Below are 18,457 nucleotides of genomic sequence, written 5' to 3' on the forward strand. Positions count from 1 at the left end.
ATGCCGAGTCAGGAAGAGTTCGATGAACTCAAGGGCCGCTTGGAGAGTCTGGAGCAGCAGGTCGCCGGCGGAGCCGCGCCGAAGTTCACCGACGAAGAGCTGGCCGCGTTCCGGAAGGTGTCGGCGGCCGCGGACTTCGGTGACTTCTGCGGCATCAACGACTGCTTCCGGCCGCGGCTGTGCAGCACCAGCGTCTGCTCGGTCTGTCGCACCTGCTGGGTGCCGTGCATCTTCGAGTGCACCTGCGGGCCGTGCAACCAGGGCCCGATCGTCGGTGGCGGGCTGCAGCGCTTCGGCGGACTGGGCGGCTGATCGGGCGTGGAGACCGACACTCCGGCCCGACGGCTGGCACCGGCCGCCGGGCTTGAGGTCTTCGCCGACGGCGCCGACCTGATCCTGGCCAGCCCGGCCGGCATGCTCCGGCTGGACGGCGGGGTCGCCTCCGCCGTCCGGGACCGGCTGCTCCCAGCGCTCGCCGACCGCCCGGACCGGACCGGTGTGCTGGCGGTGCTGGGTGACCTGCCGGCGTCCGAGGTCTCGCGTCTGCTCGACCGGCTGATCGAGGCCGGCATGGTCAGCGAGCAGAGCCCGGACCCACTGCCGCCGTGGCTGAGCCTGCTGAGCACGGACGCCGCCACCCGTGAGGCGCTCGCCCGCCGGCTGGCCGGCGTCCGGATGCTGGTGATTGGGTCGGACGACGACGCGTGCGGGCTGCGGGGGATGGCGCTGGACGCCGGTGTCGGCGCCGTGGATCGGCTACCGCCCGGCGAGGTGTCGGCGGAGGAGTTGCCGGGGCAGGTCACTGGCCGCGACCTAGTGATCTGCGCGGTCGGGCCGGGCTGGACTGCGGTGCGCTCCTGGGTCAATCGGGCCTGCCTGGAGGCGGGAACACCTGCGCTGTTCGTGGCGCTCGAGGGACAGCACGGTTACCTGGGGCCGCTGGTGCTGCCGGGCGAGGGTCCGTGCTACCTGTGCTGGCGGATGCGGGCGTTGGCCTGCGCCGACGATTTCGAGTTGGCGATGTCCCGCGAGGAGGCCCGGGATCGAGCCCGGGCCGAATCCGGTCGGCCGCTGCTGCCGGGACTGCGCGAGGCGGCGTGGGCGGTGGTCGTCCGCGAAACGCTGGCGTTGACCACCTCGGCGCTGTCCACCGAACTGCCCGCGACCGTGCTGGTCGTCGACCAGTTGAAGGCCACCACGTCGCGGCATCCGGTGATTCCGCGTCCGGACTGTCCGGCATGTGCAAAAAAAGACCCGCCGCCGGTCGCCCCGGCGGAACCGGGTGACCACCACACCGACTTCGACACGATCGCCGATCGCGCGGTCAGCGAGGTGTGCGGGCTGATCCGCTACCTGGACGGCGTGCCGAAGCCGATCGCCGAGCCACGGCAGCCGTTCATCGTCCGTGCCCAGCTGGCCAATGTGCTGTTCGGCCAAGGCGAGGACGCGTTCGTCACCTGCTCGGGCAAGGGCATGACCCCCACCGCTGCCCGTGACGGCGCGATCGGCGAGGCGCTGGAACGCTACGCGTCGCTGACCTGGACGCCGGATCGCCTGCTGCGCTGCCACCGCGGGGCGCTGCCAGGGCCGAGCCTGGACCCGCACGACCTGGTGCTGTTCGCACCGGAGGACGCCGAACGGCTCGGCCACGCCCGCTACCACGACGGACTGGCGCTCGACTGGGTGCCGGCACGCTCGCTGGTGAGCGGTGCCGAGGTGTGGCTGCCGTTCCAGGCGGTCACCCTGCACGGCAGCCGCTGGCCGCGGCACGAGTTGCTGTTCGCGCCCACGTCCAACGGATTCGCGGCCGGTCCGAGCGTCGAGTTCGCCGCCGAGCAGGCACTCCTGGAGGTGATCGAGCGGGACGCCTTCTGCATCGCCTGGGCGCACCGGCTCGCCACCACGCCATACGACGCAAGCAGCCTGCCGGACGCGGACGCCGTCGCGGTGGCCGAGCTGTACCGGCGTCGCGGCGTCCGGATCGATGTGCACCTGCTGCCCACCGACGGCACCGCGTTCGTTGCGATGGCCGTCGGTTGGGGCGACGACCCGGCCGCGGTGGTCGGCCTCGGCGCGTCGCAGGATCCGCTGCGGGCGGCGCGTTCGGCCGTCCTGGAAGTGGGGCAGGTGCGGCCGGCGTTGCGGGCTCGGCTGCAGGATCCGGCGGTTCGCGAACAGCGGGCAATCCTGGTGGCCGACCCGTCCCGGGTGGTCGAGTTGGAGGACCACGACCTGCTCTATTCCGACCCGGTGGCGGCATCCAGCCGGATGGCGCATCTGCGCACCTCGGCGCCGCAACCCTGGGCGACGCCACCGGCGCAGGGCCGCAGCCTCGACGACCTGGTCACCTCGCTGGCCGCGGTGGCCGGCGACGTGCTGATCGTCGACGTGACCCCGTCCGACGTGGCCGCGCTGGGCGTCCGGGTGGTGCGGGCGATCGTGCCCGGGTTCCAGCCGATCCACTTCGGTGCCGACCAGGCGCGGCTCGGCCACCCCCGCCTGTTCACCGCGCCGCACCGGTGGGGCTGGCGGAGCCGTCCGGCCACCCGCGACGACCTCAACCCCGACCCGCACCCGTTGGCCTGACCATGCGTGACTTCACCTTCGCCGCCGACACCCTGGCCGCCTGGACCTACCACCGGGCCACCGCCCGCTGGCTGTTCAACGCCTCATCGGGCGGCGAATCGCCGCCGGTCGTGCCCGGCCGCGAGGACGGCGCGCTGCCCTGGACGCCGCTGCCCGCTCCCGCCACGCTCGATGCGACCTTGGGGCAAGCGGTGCGGGGACGGGTGTCCTGCCGCAGATTCCGGACCGATCCGATTCCGCTGGAGGCACTGTCGACGCTGCTCGCCCTCGGCTACGGCGTGGACGGAGGCGCAGCGGTGATGCAGGACCGGCCGGTGTCCTCCGGGGGCGGCCTGTACCCGTTGGAGGTCACCCTGCTGGTGCGGGCGGCTACGGGGCTCGCGCCCGGCGTCCATCACTACGTGCCGGCCGCTCACGGGCTCGAACTGCTCCGGGCGGTCGAGTTGCCGCGGGCCTTCCTCACCTACCTGTTCATGGGCCAGCCGTGGGTCGCCGAGGCAGGGGTGATCGCCGTGCTCAGCTTCGTCGGCGAACGCAGCCTGACCAAGTACGGTGACCGGGGCTACCGCTACGCCCTGCTGGAGGCCGGGCACCTGATGCAGAACCTGAACCTGGCCGCGGCTGGGCTCGGTCTGGGGTGCGTGAACCTGGGCGGCTTCTACGACGACGAACTGGCCACCCTGGCCGGCATCGACGTGGAACGGGAGGTCCCGCTGTATTGCAGCGCGATCGGGGTGCCGGACGCCGAGGCGTCCGACCGGATGGCGATGCGGGCCCTGGAGCGCGGCACCGCACCCAGCTGAACCTCGCACCCGAGGACGGTTCTGAACTTCGCACTCCGGGGGACGGTTCTTTTCGTTCCAATTTCGCACCGAAAGAACCGTCCCTCGGGGTGCGAGTTTTGAAAGAACCGTCCCTCGGGGTGCGAGTTTCGAATCGAAAGAACCGTCCCCCGGGGTGCGGGTTTCGAATCGAAAGAACCGTCCCCGGAGTGCGGGTTTCGAATCGAAAGAACCGTCCCCGATGATTCGGGGACGGCTCTCAGGCGGTTCGGGCGGAACTACTCCGCGGCTGCGGGCTGTTGCGCCCTGGTGCTGGCGGGACGTCGGCGCCGGCGGCGTCGCGGCTTGTCAGCAGGCGTATCGGCGGCCGAGTCCGGGGGTGTAGCGGCGTCCACGGGATCGGGCTGGACGGGCTTCTCGGCAGACCGGCGGCGACGCTGGCGGCGGACGCGTCCATCGCCGGCATCCACCCGTTCGGCCCTCGGGCCACGCTCGCGCGGCTCGCGCGGCTCGGCCTCCTTGGGCGGGGCGATTCGGCCCTTGGTGCCGGGGGCGATGCCAAGATCGGTGAACAGGTGGTGCGAGGTGGAGTAGGTCTCGGCCGGTTCGGAGAAGCTCAGGTCGAGGGTCTTGTTGATCACCTTCCACCGGGTCAGGTCGGCCCAGTCGACCAAGGTGATGGCGACGCCCTTCGCGCCGGCCCGTCCGGTCCGGCCGATCCGGTGCACGTAGGTCTTGTCGTCGTCGGGACATTCGTAGTTGACCACGTGCGACACCCCGGTGACGTCAATACCGCGAGCGGCGACGTCGGTGGCCACCAGGACGTCCACCTTGCCCTGGTGGAATCGCTTCAGCGACTTCTCGCGCAGCACCTGGTTGAGGTCGCCGTGCAGCGATCCGACGCTGAACCCACGGTCGGTGAGTTCGTCGGCCAGCCGCTGCGCCGAGCGCTTGGTGCGAGTGAAGATGATCGTTTTGGTGCAGCCCTCGGCCTGCAGCAGGCGCCCGATGATCTCGGGCTTGTCCAGGTCATGCGCCTGGTAGACGAACTGGTCCACCTCGGGGACGGTGACCGACGCGTCCTGGGTCTCAGCGCGGACGTTGACCGGCTGGTTGAGGTACATCCGGGCGAGTCCGATCACCGCGGACGGCATGGTCGCGCTGAACAGCAGCGTCTGCCGGGTCGGCGGCGTCTTCGAGATCAGCCGCTCCACATCGGGCAGGAAGCCCATGTCGAGCATCTCGTCCGCCTCATCGAGCACCAGCACCTTGACGGCCGACAGATCGAGCGAGCGACGGGTGACCAGATCGAGCAGCCGGCCGGGCGTGCCGACGACGACATCCACGCCGCTGGTCAGCGAGCCGACCTGAAGGTCGTAGCCGACCCCGCCGTAGACGGTCAGGACCCGGGCGGGCCGGACGGCGGAGGCCACCTCGAGGTCTTCGGCGACCTGCAACGCGAGCTCGCGGGTCGGGCACATCACGAGCGCCTGGGGTTTGCCCTTGGGGGAGTGTTCGGCGTAGCCGACATCGGATTTGAGGGTGATTCGCTGGAGCAGGCTGACACCGAATGCCAGCGTCTTCCCGGTCCCGGTGCGGGCCTGACCGATCATGTCGGTGCCGTTGACGGCGATCGGAATGGCCAAGGCCTGGATCGGGAAGGGATGCTCGATGCCGACGGCCTGCAGGGCCTGGACGATCTCGGGCACGACCCCGAGGTCGGTGAAAGTGGTGGCGGGGGCCGCGTCCTGCGGCTCCTCGAAAGCGATGTCGCTCAGTGTGCTGGCCTCACGTGCACCGGCCGCAAGGCCGGAAGGATGACACCCGCTTCGGCGGCGTGGGCGTCAGCACGCTGAAGCTGGGGACGCACTCGGGTGTGCGTTCGCCGGCCAGTCTAGCCCTCAGCGCCGCGGAGCGCTCAGAGCGACCCGAAGCCCACCCGGCGTGCCGCCTCCTGGCCCAGCTCCAGATAGGCGATCCGGGACGCCGGGATCAGCACCTTGCGGCCGCGATCGTCGGTGAGGGCCAGCACGGCACTGTCCGTGACGGCCTTACCGAACGCGGCCTCCACGTCGGCTGCGGACTCCTCCGACTCGAGCACGATCTCCCGCGGGCCGTGGACGATGCCGACCTTGATCTCCATTGGTTCTCCTCAACCTGCCTTCAGACTGTCTGGAACAGACCCTAGTCGGCCACCGGCCAGCCGTGGGCGGCGTCCGCTGGCAGCGCAACCGGCCGCCACCGGCGAGTCCTGGCGACCACGACGATCAGCGCGTCCTCAGCGAGGCTTCGACGTGCTGGGGTAGGTGTAGATCCGCGCGACCAGGTCCTCGATGGCGGGCTCGGTCAGGGTCAGGTCGTCGACCCGGGCCTGGCTCGCGAGGCTGGCGAACAGCTCTGCGGCGCTGAGCTCGCCGGGGCGGAAGGAGATCCGCACCCGGCGCCCGTCCGCTTGGACGCCGTCCAGCCGGGCACTGGGCGGAAGCGCCAGACCGGCCACCGGTTCGGCGAGGTCGGCGACCAGGACGCGCTCCGCGCCGGTCACTCGGGCCAGATCGGACGCCGTGCCGTCGAAGGTCAGCGCGCCGTGGTCGATGATCACCATGCGATCGCACAGCCGCTGGACGTCGCCGAGGTCATGCGTGGTCAGGAACAGTGTGGTGCCGCGCTCGGCCCGCTCGCGCTGCAGGAAGTCACGCAGCGCACCTTTGCTGAGCACGTCGAGGCCGATCGTCGGCTCGTCCAATACGAGCAGCTCGGGCGAGTGCAGCAGCGCCGCCGCCACCTCGCCGCGCATCCGCTGCCCCAGCGACAACTCGCGGACCGGCTGGTCGAGGAAGTCGGCCAGCGCCAGCTCGTCCACCAGTTCGGCGAACCGCGGACGCCAGGCCGACGACGGCAACCGATGCATGGCGGCCAGGATCTGGAAGCTGTCGGCCAGCGGCAAGTCCCACCACAGCACGCTGCGCTGGCCGAACACCACACCGATCCGACGAGCCAGCCGACGTCGGTTCGGCACCGGATCGAGACCGCAGGTGCGGATCGTTCCGGCGGTTGGGGTGAGGATGCCGCAGAGCATCTTGATGGTGGTCGACTTCCCCGAGCCATTGGCACCCAGGTACCCGATCGACGCGCCGGGCTCCACGGTCAGGTCGAGTGCGTCCAGAGCGCGCAACACTCCGGTGCGTCGGCGGTAGTCGCGGCTCAGTCCGTGCGCCTCGATGATCGCCACGACTCAGCCTCCTGCCCCGGTGTAGTGACGGACGGCGGCCCGCCACAGCAATCCCACCACGCCCCAGATCAGCACCGCGACCGGCAACCCCAGCCAGGCCATCCAGGCTTCGAACGGCCAGGGCAGCGGAGCAGCGGTCAGCACCGCCGCCGGGACGAACGCGATCAGCGTCGCCGGTACCACGAAGGTGAAGAACACCCGCACCGGCAGCGGCAGCGCACCGGCCGGAACGCTGGCCACATACCGTCCGCCGTAGGTGATCGAGTTGCCGGCCTGGGCGCCGTCGATCAGCCAGAACTGCAGGCTGCCGGAGGCCAGGAACAACGCCCCGAAGATGAGCGCGCCGGCCAGCGGCGCGACCACCGCGAGCAGCGCGGACGCCGGCGCCAGCTCCACCCCGGCGACGGCGAGAGCCCAGAGGTAGACGGCCAGCCCGAGGGCCACCCGGCCCAGCCGCCGCAACTGGATGTCGGCGGTGATCAGCTGCAGCAGCAACGGCACCGGACGCACCAGCAGGGTCTCCAGTTGGCCCGTCCGGATCGCCACGTTGACCGTGTCCAGCTGCCCGAAGACCATGTCGGCCAGCCCGAACGCGATCGCCGCCATTCCGTAGACCACGCAGGCCTGCGACAGGGTCATCCCGCCGAAGACCGGCGCGTTGTGCAGCAGCACGTAGATCTCGGCCAGTTCAGTGAGGCCGAGCAGCGCCTGGGACGCCAGATCGCCGGCGAAGCTGCCCCGATAGACGGTCTGCGACCGCAGCCGGGCGGCCAGCATCGTCCAGACCATCCGTGACGTGCTCACCTGCTCAGCCACCCTGAATCACCACCCTGGTCAGGCCGCGCCGTAGCACCACCTGGGCGAGACCGCCCAGCACCAGGACCCACAACAGTTGAATGGCCAGCGTCGCCGGTGCCGAGCCGACGCCCATCGCCAGGTCGATCGGGGCTTGGAACATGCTGGGGAAAGGTGTGGCGAGGCCGATCGCCAGCAGCCAGTCGGGGAACCAAGAGACCGGCACGACCAGCCCGCAGAACAGGTTCATCACGATCACGTAGAGATTGATGTAGCCGCGGACCTCCAGCACCCACAACGCGGCGAGGTTGACCAGCAGCAGTCCTTGAAAAGCGATGGTCACCGCGAGCAGCAGCGAGACCAGACTCAACCCCCACAGCCCGGGATCGGTCGGCAGCGCAAGCCCGGTGGTCAATGCGCCGAGCGTCAGCATCGGCAGCACCCGGACCAGCAGGGCACCGCCGGCGCGTCCGTACTCAGCGGCCAGCCAACCGAGCACCGGCGGCAACGGTCGGAGCAGATCGACAGCGACGTCGCCGGCCTTGATCCGCTGGGCGATCTCGCCCACCCCCCACAGCGACACCACACCGACCAGGCATTGGCCGAGCCAGACGTAGCTGGAGGCACGCAGCGCGTCGTAGCCGGCGATCTCCCCGCCGGCCCCGTCGACCGCGGTCATCAGCAGCGACGCCCGCACCAACCCGAAGACGCAGTTGGTGATCATGGTGGCGACGATGGCCGTCCGGTAGCGCAGATAGCGCCGGAAGCTGCTGGCTGCCAGTTCCCAGAACGCGCGCACCTGCGACAGCGTAGGGAATTCCTTGGTAGCTCTATCAGCGTGGGAGGGTCAGGACGCCGTTCGGGGGGCCTCGGATCGTTCAGCCTCCACCGACGCGGGCCGTTGGTAGTCTCATGTCGTGAGCATCCCGTGGCAACGACTGCGGCTCCCCACGTGGGGGCCGCATGTGATCGTGGCCGCGCTGATGACGGCGGCCCTGTTGCCGTTGCTCGACCGGTTGCCGCGGGTCGCCGTGGTGGCCTGTTTCGACGCCGGCCACCCGCTCTACAGCTTGGTTCCGGCCAGCCCGGACGGCGTCCATTGCGTGACCGCGCCAGAACCGGTTGTGACCTGGACCGTGATGGTGGCTGCCGCACTGGTCGTGCAGCTGGTGCTGGCGCCGGCCGCATTGCTGGTCGCCGCCGTACTGCTCGCCGGGGCGCGCCGACTGATCGGCATCGGTCGCGGAGTGCTGGCCGCCGCCCTGGCACAGCTGGACACCATCGTTCCGGCGTGGCCGCAACCGGCCCCGGTCCCGGTGCCGGTCCGCGCCACCGGCCCCGGCTGGAGCCGGGTCCACCCGCACCGCGGACCACCACGTTCCTGAACCCGGCCCGCGCCGTCCATCCGGCGTGATGCGGGTCGGCTGAGTTCGCAACCCCGCGCGTCTTCGCGCGTTCCCGCCGGCGAGTTGTCGCCGCGTCCGATCGAACCCTCAGCAGGCCGCGCATCCGGCCGGATCAGGAACCACACCATGTCCAAGAACACCACCACCCCGAGTGCTCCCCGCGGGCAGGCCCGGGAAGCTCTCCGCCGTCGCCAACAACAGCAGGCCGCCGCCCAGAAGCGGCTCCGAACCATCGTCCGAACGGCCTGGATCGCCGGCATCACCGTGATCGCGCTGATCGTCGGGGTGATGGTGTGGGCGGTGGCCGGTGCCAGGTCCAGCAGTACGGCGCTCCCGGCTTCCGGTGAGCCGGCCGTTCCGGCGTTCGCCACGCCGGCCGGCGCCATCCAGTTCGGAAAGACGGACGCGAAAACCACTGTCAGCGTCTACGCCGACTACATGTGCCCGTTCTGCGGCCGGTTCGAACGCGCCAACGGCGAGTCGTTGCAGCGTCTGGTCGCCGCCGGCACGGTGCGCCTCGAGATCCATCCCATGGCGTTCCTGGATTCCCAGTCCGCCGGCAGCAAGTACTCGACCCGTGCCGCGAACGCTTTCGTGACGATTGCGAACACCGACCCGGCGGCCGCGTTGCGGTTCAACCAGCTGCTCTTCGCCAATCAGCCGACCGAAGGCACCAGCGGACTGACCGACCAGCAGCTCGCCGCACTGGCTGGACAGGCCGGCGCAGCGCAGGAGGTAGTCGCCTCCTTCGGCCGGCAGGCCTATGCCCCCTGGGTCGCGCAGTTGACCCAGAAGGCCTTCGATGCCGGGGTCACGGGCACGCCGACGGTCAAGATCAACGGCCAGGTCTTCACCGGAGACCTGTACACCCCGGGAGCGCTTGACGCTGCGATCCGGCAGGCGTCCGGTGCCTGAACTCGGTACTCGGGTCGCCGGCGCGTTGTCCGGGACGTCCGTCATCCTGCGGCGGTTGCGCCGGCTCCGGCAGTCGAACACCTGGATCTTCGTCACGATGCTGATCTCGGCGCTGCTCAGCCTGACCGCGTCGTTCGTCCTCGCCGTGGACGCGGTGGTGCTGGCAGCCGATCCGCAGGCGGCGCTGGCCTGCAACATCAACGCCGTGCTCAGCTGCGGGACGGTCGGGGCGTCGTGGCAGGCGAGCCTGTTCGGCTTCCCGAACGCCTTCCTCGGGTTGGTCGCCGAACCGGTGGTGATCACCATCGCGGTGGCCAGCCTGGGCGGCGTCCGGTTCCCGCGCTGGTTCATGTTCGCCGCCCAGATCGTCTACACCCTCGGGTTGGTGTTCGCCTACTGGTTGTTCTTCCAGGCGTTCTTCGTGATCGGCGCGCTCTGCCCGTGGTGCCTGCTGGTGACCCTGTCGACCACGCTGGTGTTCACTTCGCTGACCCACGTGAACATCCGGGACGGGAACCTGTACCTGCCCGCGACGGCGAGCCGCGCCGCTCGCGCGCTGATCGCACATGATCTGGACCTGCTGCTGGTGGCGCTCTGGCTGGTCGGCATCACCGCCATGGTGGTGGTCAAGTACGTCCCGCTGATGCTCTGACTCCACGAACCGGTGGCTGGGGGCGGGGCGAGTCGTCAGACTGAGACGCATGGAACAACGCCTGCACTTCCTCACTCTGGCGACCCCCGACCTGGACGCGGCACGCCGGTTCTACCGTGACGGCCTGGGCTGGACGGTGTTCTACGACGTGCCGGGAGAGATCGTCTTCTTCCAGATCGCACCGGGCTTGCTGCTGGGCCTGTTCGACGCGGCCAAGTTCGATCAGGATCTGCTCCGCGACCATTCGACGAGTGGGGTCAGCGGCGTCACCCTCGCGCACAACGTGCCCGACCGCGAGAGTGTGGCGACGACTCTTGCGGCCTTCGAAGCAGCCGGCGGGACGGTCCTGAAGCCGGCGCAGGAGGGCGCCTTCGGCGGAGTCTTCCACGGTCACGCGGCCGACCCGAACGGCGTCATCTGGGAGATCGCGCACAACCCCGGCTGGCGTATCGACGACGAGGGTGGGGTGGTGTTCGGGTAGCTCGCCCGGTCCGCGGGTTCGGCCGCCCCAAGCCCTGCCTAACTACCTGTGCCCTCCCACATGCGGGAGGGCACAGGTAGTTAGGCAGGGCTTTAACGGTCAGGCGTTGAAGGCCTGCTTCTCGTCATCGGTGGCGGCCCGGATCACGATCCGGGTCCAACCACCGAGGTAGATCCGCTGGTCGGGGGCGAATTCGACGCGACCGCGTCCGATCGGTGTACTGGGCAGTGGACCGGCGGACGCCCCGACGAAGGTGCCGTTCGCGGATTCGAGATCCTCGATCCACCAGCGGCTGCCGTCGCTGGAGACCTGGGCGTGCCGCCGGCTGACGCCCGAATCCAGTCCGCAGTCGATGTCGGGATGGATGTTGCGGCTGCGGGACGTCCGGCCGATCAGCGCCGAGCTGGCCCGGAGCCCGACCACGTCGGGCAGGCCGGGCGAGGGCAGCGCGTCGGTCGCACCCTGGGTGGCGTACCAGTCGGGGTCGATCCAGATCTCGGCCACCCACTCGACCGCGCTCGGACGTGCCTGGAGCGGTCGGCGGGACGGCGGGGTCGGTGCCGGCGGTGCGACGGGGTCGGCCAGCTCTACGGGCGGCCCGTTCGGCAGGTCCGTGGCCGGGGCAGGGACGCCGGACGGCTGCGGCGGGGAGTCGACCGCAGAGGGCATTCCCACATCCGCCACACCTGATTCAGTGCTGACCGGAACGGCCGGCGACGAGACTTCCGGCGGACTCGACCACGAGGCGTCGGCTACGCTGACCGGCGATGCCGCCGGGCTCGGGTCGGGCGTCTCGGTCGCCGAGCGCGGCATGGTGCCTGTGGTGAAGTCGTAGCCGCAGGCCTCGCAGAACAGGGCGTCCGGGGCGTTGTTGGTGCCGCAGTGCGGGCAGACCGCCCCGGGCAACGGCACCACCGGCGCGGCGGACGGCGCCGTCCTGGCCCCCGACTCCACCGGCAGACCGCAGACGTCGCAGTAGTCCTCGGCAGTCGAGGTGTGTCCGGCCGGACAGATCGCCATGTCAGCCCCTGATTCGCGTGGTCTTGGTGGACGCCGTGTCGAGCGCCATCTCGTCGGCCTTCGCGACGCCGCGCTTCAACCGCACCGTACCGGTCTCGGCGTTGTCGATGTCGACCACCTTGCGCAGTTTCGCGGTCGCCTCCGCGTTGCCGGTCTCGGCGGCCAGCTGGGCGGCCCGGCCGAGCTTGGTGGTGGCCGTCCGCTCGTCGCCGGACGCCTTGGCCTGCAGCCCTTCCTGAATCGCCTCGGCAAGTTCGGTCTGGCCGGTGTAGTGCGCCACCTCGGGGTTGATCTGGGCGGTCAGGTTGGTGTCCGAAGACCACTTCGCCTTCACCAGGCCCTGGGTCAGCACCTCGGTGCCGACCGCCAACTGGACGCGGGCCGCCAACTGTTCCTGGCCGACCGACTTGGCCGGCAGCCTGATCTGGATGTGATAGTCGCGCTCCTCGTCCCCCCAGGAGCCGGTCGGGTAGGCCTGGGTGAGCGGGTTGACTCCGACGCCACGCACGGTGAGGTCCTCGACGGTGGGGGAGACCTGCCGGATGAACAGCACCTGGGCACCCTGCGGGATCCAGACCCGCAGATCGGCCTTGGCGACACCGCGAGCCATCGAGGTCCGCATCAGCTCGGCGAAGGCCTGGCCGAGCGCGGACGGGTTCGGAATGATGTCGACGGTGCCGAGCAGGGCCTGGGCGATCATCCGGATCTCGGACACCTTCCAGTCGACCCCGACGCCGCGGCAGTCCACCTGGAACTGGCCCAGGCAGTTCCGGATCGCCATGTCGAGCTGCTGCTGGGTCTCGTTGTGGTTCTCGCCGTCGGTGAGCAGGATGGCGTGCTTCTGCGCCAGGTGCCCGATCGAGTCGAACAGCGCCTTGGCCAGATTCAGCCAGTTGCCCATCGCAGTGCCGCCGTCGGCCCGGAAGAAGCTGATCGCGCGGCGGGCTTCGGCCCGGGTCCGGGCGTCCATCCGGACCATGCCGGCCCCGGACTGCACCATCGGGTAGGCCAGATAGGCCTTGTGGTTGCCGGCCACCACGGCGAAATAGGTGCCGTCGAGAATGTGGTCGAGGGCGACCATGGCGGCCTGCTTGGCCGCAGCCATGTTGGCGTCGCCCATCGAACCCGAGGTGTCGACGATGATGATCTCGCCGGCGTCCCCGCTGCCGGTCTGGCCGGCCGCTCCGGCGCCGCTGCAGGCGACCGTGACGATCGCGTTGACGTCGGTGCCGCCGTCGGGCAGGAACTCGTTCTGGTACACCGCGGAGGTGAACAGGGCCATGCTCAGTCCTTCTCTTCGACAGTCGTGCGCGCCGTCGGCCCGGCGGCGCGCTGGGCGTCCGAAGGTGCTTGTGGCGTACCGTTCAGGGTAGCCGTCAGCCGTGCCAGCGCCACCGTGACGTTGTCCCGGCCGCCCTGGCTGTTGGCCCATTTCACCAGCCGTCCGGCGATCTGCACCGGGGACGCCTCACCGTGGGATGCCGCCTGCAGCTGCTCGGCCAGCGCCCCGGGCTCGGAGGCGTAGTTCCACAACCCGTCACTGCAGACCAGCAGCCAGCCGTCCACGGTCACCGGGAAGACGCCGGTGTCGGGCACGACGCTCTCGGCGTCCCGGCCGAGCCAGCGGGTGATCGCGTGCGCCTGCGCGCTGTTCTCCGCCTCCGTCCGGGACGCCCCGACCCGGATGAGTTCCTCGGCGACCGAGTGGTCGGTGCTGAGTTGGACGCGGGCCTCGTCGGAGAGGAAGTAGACCCGTGAGTCGCCGAGGCCTGCCCAGTGCACCAGGCCGTCGGAGACGACGGCGGCGGCGAACGTGCATGAGCCGGCGTTGTCCTCGGCCTCAGCGGTCAGGTCGAGGACCGCCTGCTGAGCCTGCGCCGCGGCCTCGATCAGTGCGGCGGTGAGCGGGCCTTCGGTGGGCTGATCGGGTCCCGACACGCTCGACCGGTGATCGGGAGGCAGGCTCGACCAGCGCTCGACCAGGACGTCCCGGGCGCGTTCCGCGGCGGCCACCGAGGCCACGTCGGAGTCCCGGGAACTCGACACCCCGTCGCAGACCACCAGGACGGCGACGGGCTCCGGCTCCGGGGCGGCCCACAGCGCCATCGCGTCCTCGTTGCGGGTGTGCACGACGCCACGGTCGCAGACTCCGCCCACCCAGGAGGCGGGAGCGACCTCGAAGTGGTCCCGGGCGGACGGCGCCTTGGCACCACAGGTCTGGCAGTAGCCGTCGGCGTCCACCTCGCCGCCGCACTCCAGGCAGGGTGCGGCGGCCGGCCGCGGCCGGTTCAGCTTCACCGTCTCTTCGACGCCACGAGCCGGTGCCGGCGCGACGGTCACCTCGGGATGGACGTCGGCGCCGCAGTTCTCGCAGTACCGCTCGTCGGGACGGACTCCGACGCCGCAGGCCGGGCAGGGCGCGGTCAGCGCCAGCGTGCCGTACTCCTGGGCGGCGGTCATCGAGGCGGCGTCGTGTTCGCTGGCCCACAGCGGCCAGGCGGGGGATTCGTCGGTCACAGCAGGCTCCACCCTCGGATCGCGTTGGCCTTGTCGACCAGGTCGGCACGTTCGTCGGCGTCCGCGCTGAGATGCGCCAGCCGCCGGTAGCAGCTCTCGAGCTTGTCCCGCAGGTCGCCCTCGGTGTAGGTGGTGCCGCCCAGCTTGATCGGCTTGCCGGCGGCCAGCGCCAGCGCCCGCTCGTGGATGGACGCCTCGTAGGCCAACTGGCTGGGCGGGTCGAGCCGGGCGTGCTGCAGCACCTTCAGCGCCTCGGCCAGGTGGGCGGCGTCGCGGCCCAGCGCGATCAGGTGTTCGGTGGTCAGCTTTTGCGACTCCTGGTAGCCGCGGGAGGTCTGCGGGATCAGCTCCAGCGCGGTCAGCGCGCCGGCCAGATCGCTGCGGGCCGCCCGGATCCGGGCCAGCCCGAAGCCGGCCGGGGTGACGTAGTTGGCGTCAGTGACCGCGCAGATCCGGTACAGGCTCTCGGCGACGTCCGGTTGGCCGCCCACCTCGCAGGCGACCGCGAGAGCCAGTTTGGGCGCCAGCTCGCCGGGCAGCTGGCCGTAGACCGCGTTGAACGACGACAGGGCCGTGTTGTGGTCGCCGCGGACCAGGGCGCCAAGCCCGGCCATCCAGACCGCACGCCATTCCCACGGGTCCTCGGTCAGCAGGGTGTGCACCGAGGCGTCCAGCACCCGCTGGTTGCCGGTCTCCAGCGCGGCCAGGCAGCGGGCCAGCAGCACCTCGGTGGACAACGCCGGTGGACGGGTCAGGGTGGCCAGCCGGTCAACCGGATCGTTCAGGTCGAGAGTGTCCAGCCAGGCCGCCTGCGGGTCGGTCGGGTCGCGCCGCAACTGCGGCAGCTGCCGCCAGTCGAACCGGTTCCCCGACACCGTCGGCGCCTCGAAGGACGGAGAGCTCACCGAGGTGGACGCGGTCGTCCCGGACGCCGTCGCCACCACCTCGCGGAGCACGCCGAGCATCTGCTGGCGCAACTCCTCGGCGGTGTTGAACCGGTCGCCCGGATCGCGCGCGCAACACTTCAGCAGCAGCCGGTACAACGAGTCGTAGCGGGCGAACGCGGGCAGCTGATCGGCCGGCGGAATGCTGAACTCGAACTCGCTCTGGTAGCCGGGCACCTCGGCGCAGAGCACCATCAGGGTGCGGCCGATGGTGAAGATGTCGGACGCCACGGTCGCGCCCGCCTGGGCCACCTCAGGTGCCTGGTAGCCGACCGTGCCGTAGATCGCCGAGTCGTCGTCGTTGGCCCGGCGGACCCCGCCCAGGTCGATCAGCTTCAACGAATCGCCGACCTGAATGACGTTGTCGGGCTTGAAATCGCAGTACAGCAGGCCGAGATCGTGCAGGTAGCTGAAGGCCGGCAGGATCTCGATCAGGAAAGCCAGCGCCTGATCCACCGGCAGCGGGTCGTAGCTGCCGCCCCGGGCCTCCATCCGCTGCTTGAGCAGCTGCTTCAGCGACCGGCCGCCGACGTACTCCATCACGATGTAGCCGTTGTCGTCGTGGGTGACGAAGTTGTAGATCTCGACGATCAGCGGATGCTCGACCTGGGCCAGGAACTGCTGCTCGGAGATGGTGGCCTTGAGCGTGTCGGCGTCGCCGGTGTTCAGCAGTCCCTTGAGCACCACCCAGCGGTCCGAGACGTTCTTGTCGCGGGCCAGGTAGATCCAGCCCATCCCGCCGTAGGAGAGCAGCCCGGCGACCTCGTACTGGTTCGCGACCAGATCGCCCTGCTTGAGTTTGGGGCTGAACGAGTAGGCGGCGCCGCATTGGGGGCAGAAGCCGTCCGAGCGTCCGGCGCTGTCGGAGCGGGAGCGTCCGACGTGCGCCCCGCAGTTCGGGCAGATCCGCTTGTCCTCGGGCAGTTCGGCGTTCGCCATCACGGCCTTGGCCGGGTCGACCGCAGGGGCGGGCGGGACGACGGTGAGACCCTGGCCGATCCGGCCCATCCGCAGCCGCGCGGTCGCGGCCGGACGCCGCATCGGCCGGACCCCGAACGAGGTGGCCCGCGCCGAGCCGAGCGCGGTCGAACCGAGCTGGACCGACGCCCGGGTCACCGTCGAGGCGGCCGGGGTGACCGCAGATTCCGGCGGCATCCCGCAGGTGTCGCAGTAGCCGTCCACGATCGAGCCGGGGCAGCCGGGTTGCCGGCAGGGCCCGCTGGCGGTGGCGGACGGCCGACGGCCGGGGGTGCCGCGGCCGACCGGCATGGTTGCGGCATTGCCGGGCATGCCGCAGACGTCGCAATAGCCGTCCACGATGGTGCCGGTGCAGCCCGGCTGGCGGCACCTCATCGCGGACCCCCCTCGGCCAGGGCGTCGAGCAGTGCCTGGGCGGCCGGCAGCACCTGCCGGACCACCGCCATCGGTGCCGGACGCCGGGCCAGCAGCCGCTCGGCGGTCTCGGTCAGCGCGACGAAGTCGGGATCGGCGGCATGCCCGAGCGCCTCGGCCTTGATCCGCAGTGCGGGGACCAGGGCGGCCAGGGCGTCCCGTTCGGTCAGCGCCGCCGAGTAGGCGTCCTGGACCACCTGCATGGCGCGGCTGACCTGGCTGAGCCGGGTCAGGTAGGCGTCGATCGCCGTCCGGGTGTTCGGCACAGGGCCGAGCGCCGCGACGTCCGGGACGGCGTACTTGGGGGCCGGGGCGACCGCGGCCACGGTGTTGCCGACCAACTGGCGCAACGCCTGCTCGCGGGCGGTCAGCTCCTCAGCCTGTTCCCGGGCGCGGGCCAGGGCGTCCCGGTTCTCGCGGCGCTGGGCACCGCCGACGATCAGGTCGCGCTCGTAGCGGGCGGCGTCGATTTCGAGCGGGCCGAGCAGCCCGCCGATGTCACCGCCGCGCTCCCGCTTGGCCTCCAGGTCGGCCGTCCGGGCCGCCAGCTGCCCGACCTGGACCTGGGCGGCCTCCGCGGAGGCGGGCGGCTCGGTCCGGATCTGCTCCCGGATCCGCTCCAGCTGGGCACGCAGGTCGCGCAACCGGCGAGCCAGCTGTTCGGCGTTCGGGTCGAGATTCAGCTTCTGCCGCAGCTGCGCGACTAGGGCGTCGGAGAGCCGGCACGCCTCCGGCAGCGACACCGCCATCCCGGCCAGCTGGGCCGACGGCGCGGCGCCGGTGTCGAGGCGTCCCCAGATCAGCGACGAGAGCCGGGCACATTCGGCCGGGCCGACCCGTCCGGAGTCCCAGGTGATCAGCAGCAGGTCGTAGCGGCTCTTCACCGCCTGCCACAAGGCCAGCGACAGTTGCATGTCGGGGGTGAGCGCGGTCAACCGGCGGCCCAGGATCTCGGCGTCCAGGGCGGCGAGTTCGGCGCGCCGGGCGGCCACCCAGGCGTCCAGTTCGCCGAGGTAGCCGACCATCGCGGCCGGCTGGACCGGCTCATTGAGCTTGCCTGGCGCGGCGGGCGCGCTGACCGGACTCATCGGTACTCCTCGATCCGTCGGGCGACGCCCCAAACCACGAGCCAGCAGCCGGCGAGGGTCAGCACGACCACCCCGGCGATCCCCGCGGCCACCCAATCGGTGGTGGAACGCAGGTTGCTCTCCACCGGGCCACGCAGGTTCGCCTCGATGGTGTTCAGCGACGTGTCGAGACCCTGGAAAGCCTTCGCGGACGAGCCGGTGACCACCCCGGAGGCGGTGTCCCATTGGGACTTGGCCAGGGCCGTCACCACCTGGTCATGGGCCGCGTTGTACTCCGCGAGCACCGCCTCCGCGGTGCTGGACGGCGCCTGGGCCTTGAGCGCTTTGCGGACCGCGGCGTAGTTGGTCGCCCAGCGCTGCTGATAGCTGGTCCCGGAGCCCTGCGAGGCCACCGACAGCAGTTCGTCGGACCGCATCTGATGCAGCTGGTGGTGCGTGGTGGCCATCGAATCCAGGCCGGCACGGGACCCCTGGGTGAACCCGGACGCCGCCGAAGAACCGGCGCTCGAGGTGCCGAGCAGGATCCCGACGCAGGCCAGCGCGGCGAGCGTGGCCAGCGCGATCCCCGGATTGAGGTAGCGGTGGGACGCCCGTGCCAGCGCCACCGAGACGGCGGCCAGCCCGCCGAGGGTGACCACGGCGCCGCC

Annotated in this window: 17 protein-coding genes; 7 read left to right on the plus strand and 10 right to left on the minus strand. The window is 70.8% G+C overall.

All coding sequences use genetic code 11. The features are described from left to right. From QM711_RS01440 to QM711_RS01450, 3 genes are read left to right on the plus strand one after another with little or no spacing between them, the layout of a single operon-like run. Window positions 1-312 (plus strand): hypothetical protein, encoded by a 312-nt coding sequence (locus tag QM711_RS01440; RefSeq protein WP_415095939.1) that lies wholly within the window; start codon window positions 1-3, stop codon window positions 310-312. A 6-nt stretch (window positions 313-318) separates the two neighbouring features. Beyond that, window positions 319-2,586 carry a TOMM precursor leader peptide-binding protein gene (locus tag QM711_RS01445; protein ID WP_415095940.1) on the plus strand — a complete coding sequence of 756 codons (2,268 nt, stop codon included), beginning with the start codon at window positions 319-321 and terminating at the stop codon, window positions 2,584-2,586. A 2-nt stretch (window positions 2,587-2,588) separates the two neighbouring features. After that, complete coding sequence (locus tag QM711_RS01450; protein WP_415095941.1) at window positions 2,589-3,389, plus strand: SagB/ThcOx family dehydrogenase; 801 nt, start codon at window positions 2,589-2,591, stop codon at window positions 3,387-3,389. A 257-nt stretch (window positions 3,390-3,646) separates the two neighbouring features. Here QM711_RS01450 and QM711_RS01455 read toward each other — a convergent pair whose 3' ends face one another. The 5 genes from QM711_RS01455 to QM711_RS01475 form a co-directional block, all read right to left on the minus strand. Beyond that, window positions 3,647-5,146: a DEAD/DEAH box helicase gene (locus QM711_RS01455; RefSeq protein WP_415096849.1), complete on the minus strand. Its 1,500-nt coding sequence runs from the start codon at window positions 5,144-5,146 to the stop codon at window positions 3,647-3,649. Between the two features lie 140 nt (window positions 5,147-5,286). Then, the gene (locus QM711_RS01460) at window positions 5,287-5,511 is read right to left on the minus strand and encodes a DUF3107 domain-containing protein (RefSeq protein WP_415095942.1); all 225 of its coding nucleotides are present in this window, start codon (window positions 5,509-5,511) and stop codon (window positions 5,287-5,289) included. A gap of 135 nt (window positions 5,512-5,646) precedes the next feature. Further along, on the minus strand, window positions 5,647-6,600 hold the full coding sequence (locus QM711_RS01465) for an ABC transporter ATP-binding protein (protein WP_415095943.1): 954 nt from the start codon (window positions 6,598-6,600) through the stop codon (window positions 5,647-5,649). A gap of 3 nt (window positions 6,601-6,603) precedes the next feature. After that, window positions 6,604-7,404: an ABC transporter permease gene (locus QM711_RS01470; RefSeq protein ID WP_415095944.1), complete on the minus strand. Its 801-nt coding sequence runs from the start codon at window positions 7,402-7,404 to the stop codon at window positions 6,604-6,606. A 4-nt stretch (window positions 7,405-7,408) separates the two neighbouring features. After that, a complete protein-coding gene (locus QM711_RS01475; RefSeq protein WP_415095945.1) occupies window positions 7,409-8,194 on the minus strand; it encodes an ABC transporter permease in 786 nt (261 codons plus the stop codon). A gap of 118 nt (window positions 8,195-8,312) precedes the next feature. Between QM711_RS01475 and QM711_RS01480 the strand changes: the two genes are divergently transcribed. The 4 genes from QM711_RS01480 (at window position 8,313) to QM711_RS01495 (ending at window position 10,849) form a co-directional block, all read left to right on the plus strand. Next, complete coding sequence (locus QM711_RS01480; protein WP_415095946.1) at window positions 8,313-8,780, plus strand: hypothetical protein; 468 nt, start codon at window positions 8,313-8,315, stop codon at window positions 8,778-8,780. 147 nt (window positions 8,781-8,927) lie between these two features. Then, a complete protein-coding gene (locus QM711_RS01485) occupies window positions 8,928-9,716 on the plus strand; it encodes a thioredoxin domain-containing protein (RefSeq protein ID WP_415095947.1) in 789 nt (262 codons plus the stop codon). Next, on the plus strand, window positions 9,709-10,368 hold the full coding sequence (locus QM711_RS01490) for a vitamin K epoxide reductase family protein (protein WP_415095948.1): 660 nt from the start codon (window positions 9,709-9,711) through the stop codon (window positions 10,366-10,368). The genes QM711_RS01485 and QM711_RS01490 overlap by 8 nt, the downstream gene beginning before the upstream one ends. A 49-nt stretch (window positions 10,369-10,417) precedes the next feature. Beyond that, entirely contained in the window at window positions 10,418-10,849 is a 432-nt protein-coding gene (locus QM711_RS01495) for a VOC family protein (protein WP_415095949.1), read from the plus strand. Between the two features lie 99 nt (window positions 10,850-10,948). Here QM711_RS01495 and QM711_RS01500 read toward each other — a convergent pair whose 3' ends face one another. The 5 genes from QM711_RS01500 to QM711_RS01520 are packed head-to-tail and all read right to left on the minus strand — an operon-like array spanning window position 10,949 to window position 17,810. Beyond that, the gene (locus tag QM711_RS01500) at window positions 10,949-11,869 is read right to left on the minus strand and encodes an FHA domain-containing protein (protein WP_415095950.1); all 921 of its coding nucleotides are present in this window, start codon (window positions 11,867-11,869) and stop codon (window positions 10,949-10,951) included. Window position 11,870: 1 nt separating this feature from the next. Continuing rightward, a complete protein-coding gene (locus QM711_RS01505; protein ID WP_415095951.1) occupies window positions 11,871-13,151 on the minus strand; it encodes a VWA domain-containing protein in 1,281 nt (426 codons plus the stop codon). 2 nt (window positions 13,152-13,153) lie between these two features. After that, window positions 13,154-14,386, minus strand: a complete 1,233-nt coding sequence (locus QM711_RS01510; protein ID WP_415095952.1) for a protein phosphatase 2C domain-containing protein — start codon at window positions 14,384-14,386, stop codon at window positions 13,154-13,156. Next, the gene (locus QM711_RS01515; protein WP_415095953.1) at window positions 14,383-16,683 is read right to left on the minus strand and encodes a tetratricopeptide repeat protein; all 2,301 of its coding nucleotides are present in this window, start codon (window positions 16,681-16,683) and stop codon (window positions 14,383-14,385) included. The genes QM711_RS01510 and QM711_RS01515 overlap by 4 nt, the downstream gene beginning before the upstream one ends. Beyond that, window positions 16,680-17,810, minus strand: a complete 1,131-nt coding sequence (locus tag QM711_RS01520; protein ID WP_415095954.1) for a hypothetical protein — start codon at window positions 17,808-17,810, stop codon at window positions 16,680-16,682. The genes QM711_RS01515 and QM711_RS01520 overlap by 4 nt, the downstream gene beginning before the upstream one ends. Between the last annotated feature and the right edge of the window lie 647 nt (window positions 17,811-18,457).

The sequence above is a fragment of the Micropruina sp. genome (assembly GCF_047602385.1).
Taxonomy (GTDB): Bacteria; Actinomycetota; Actinomycetes; order Propionibacteriales; family Propionibacteriaceae; genus Micropruina.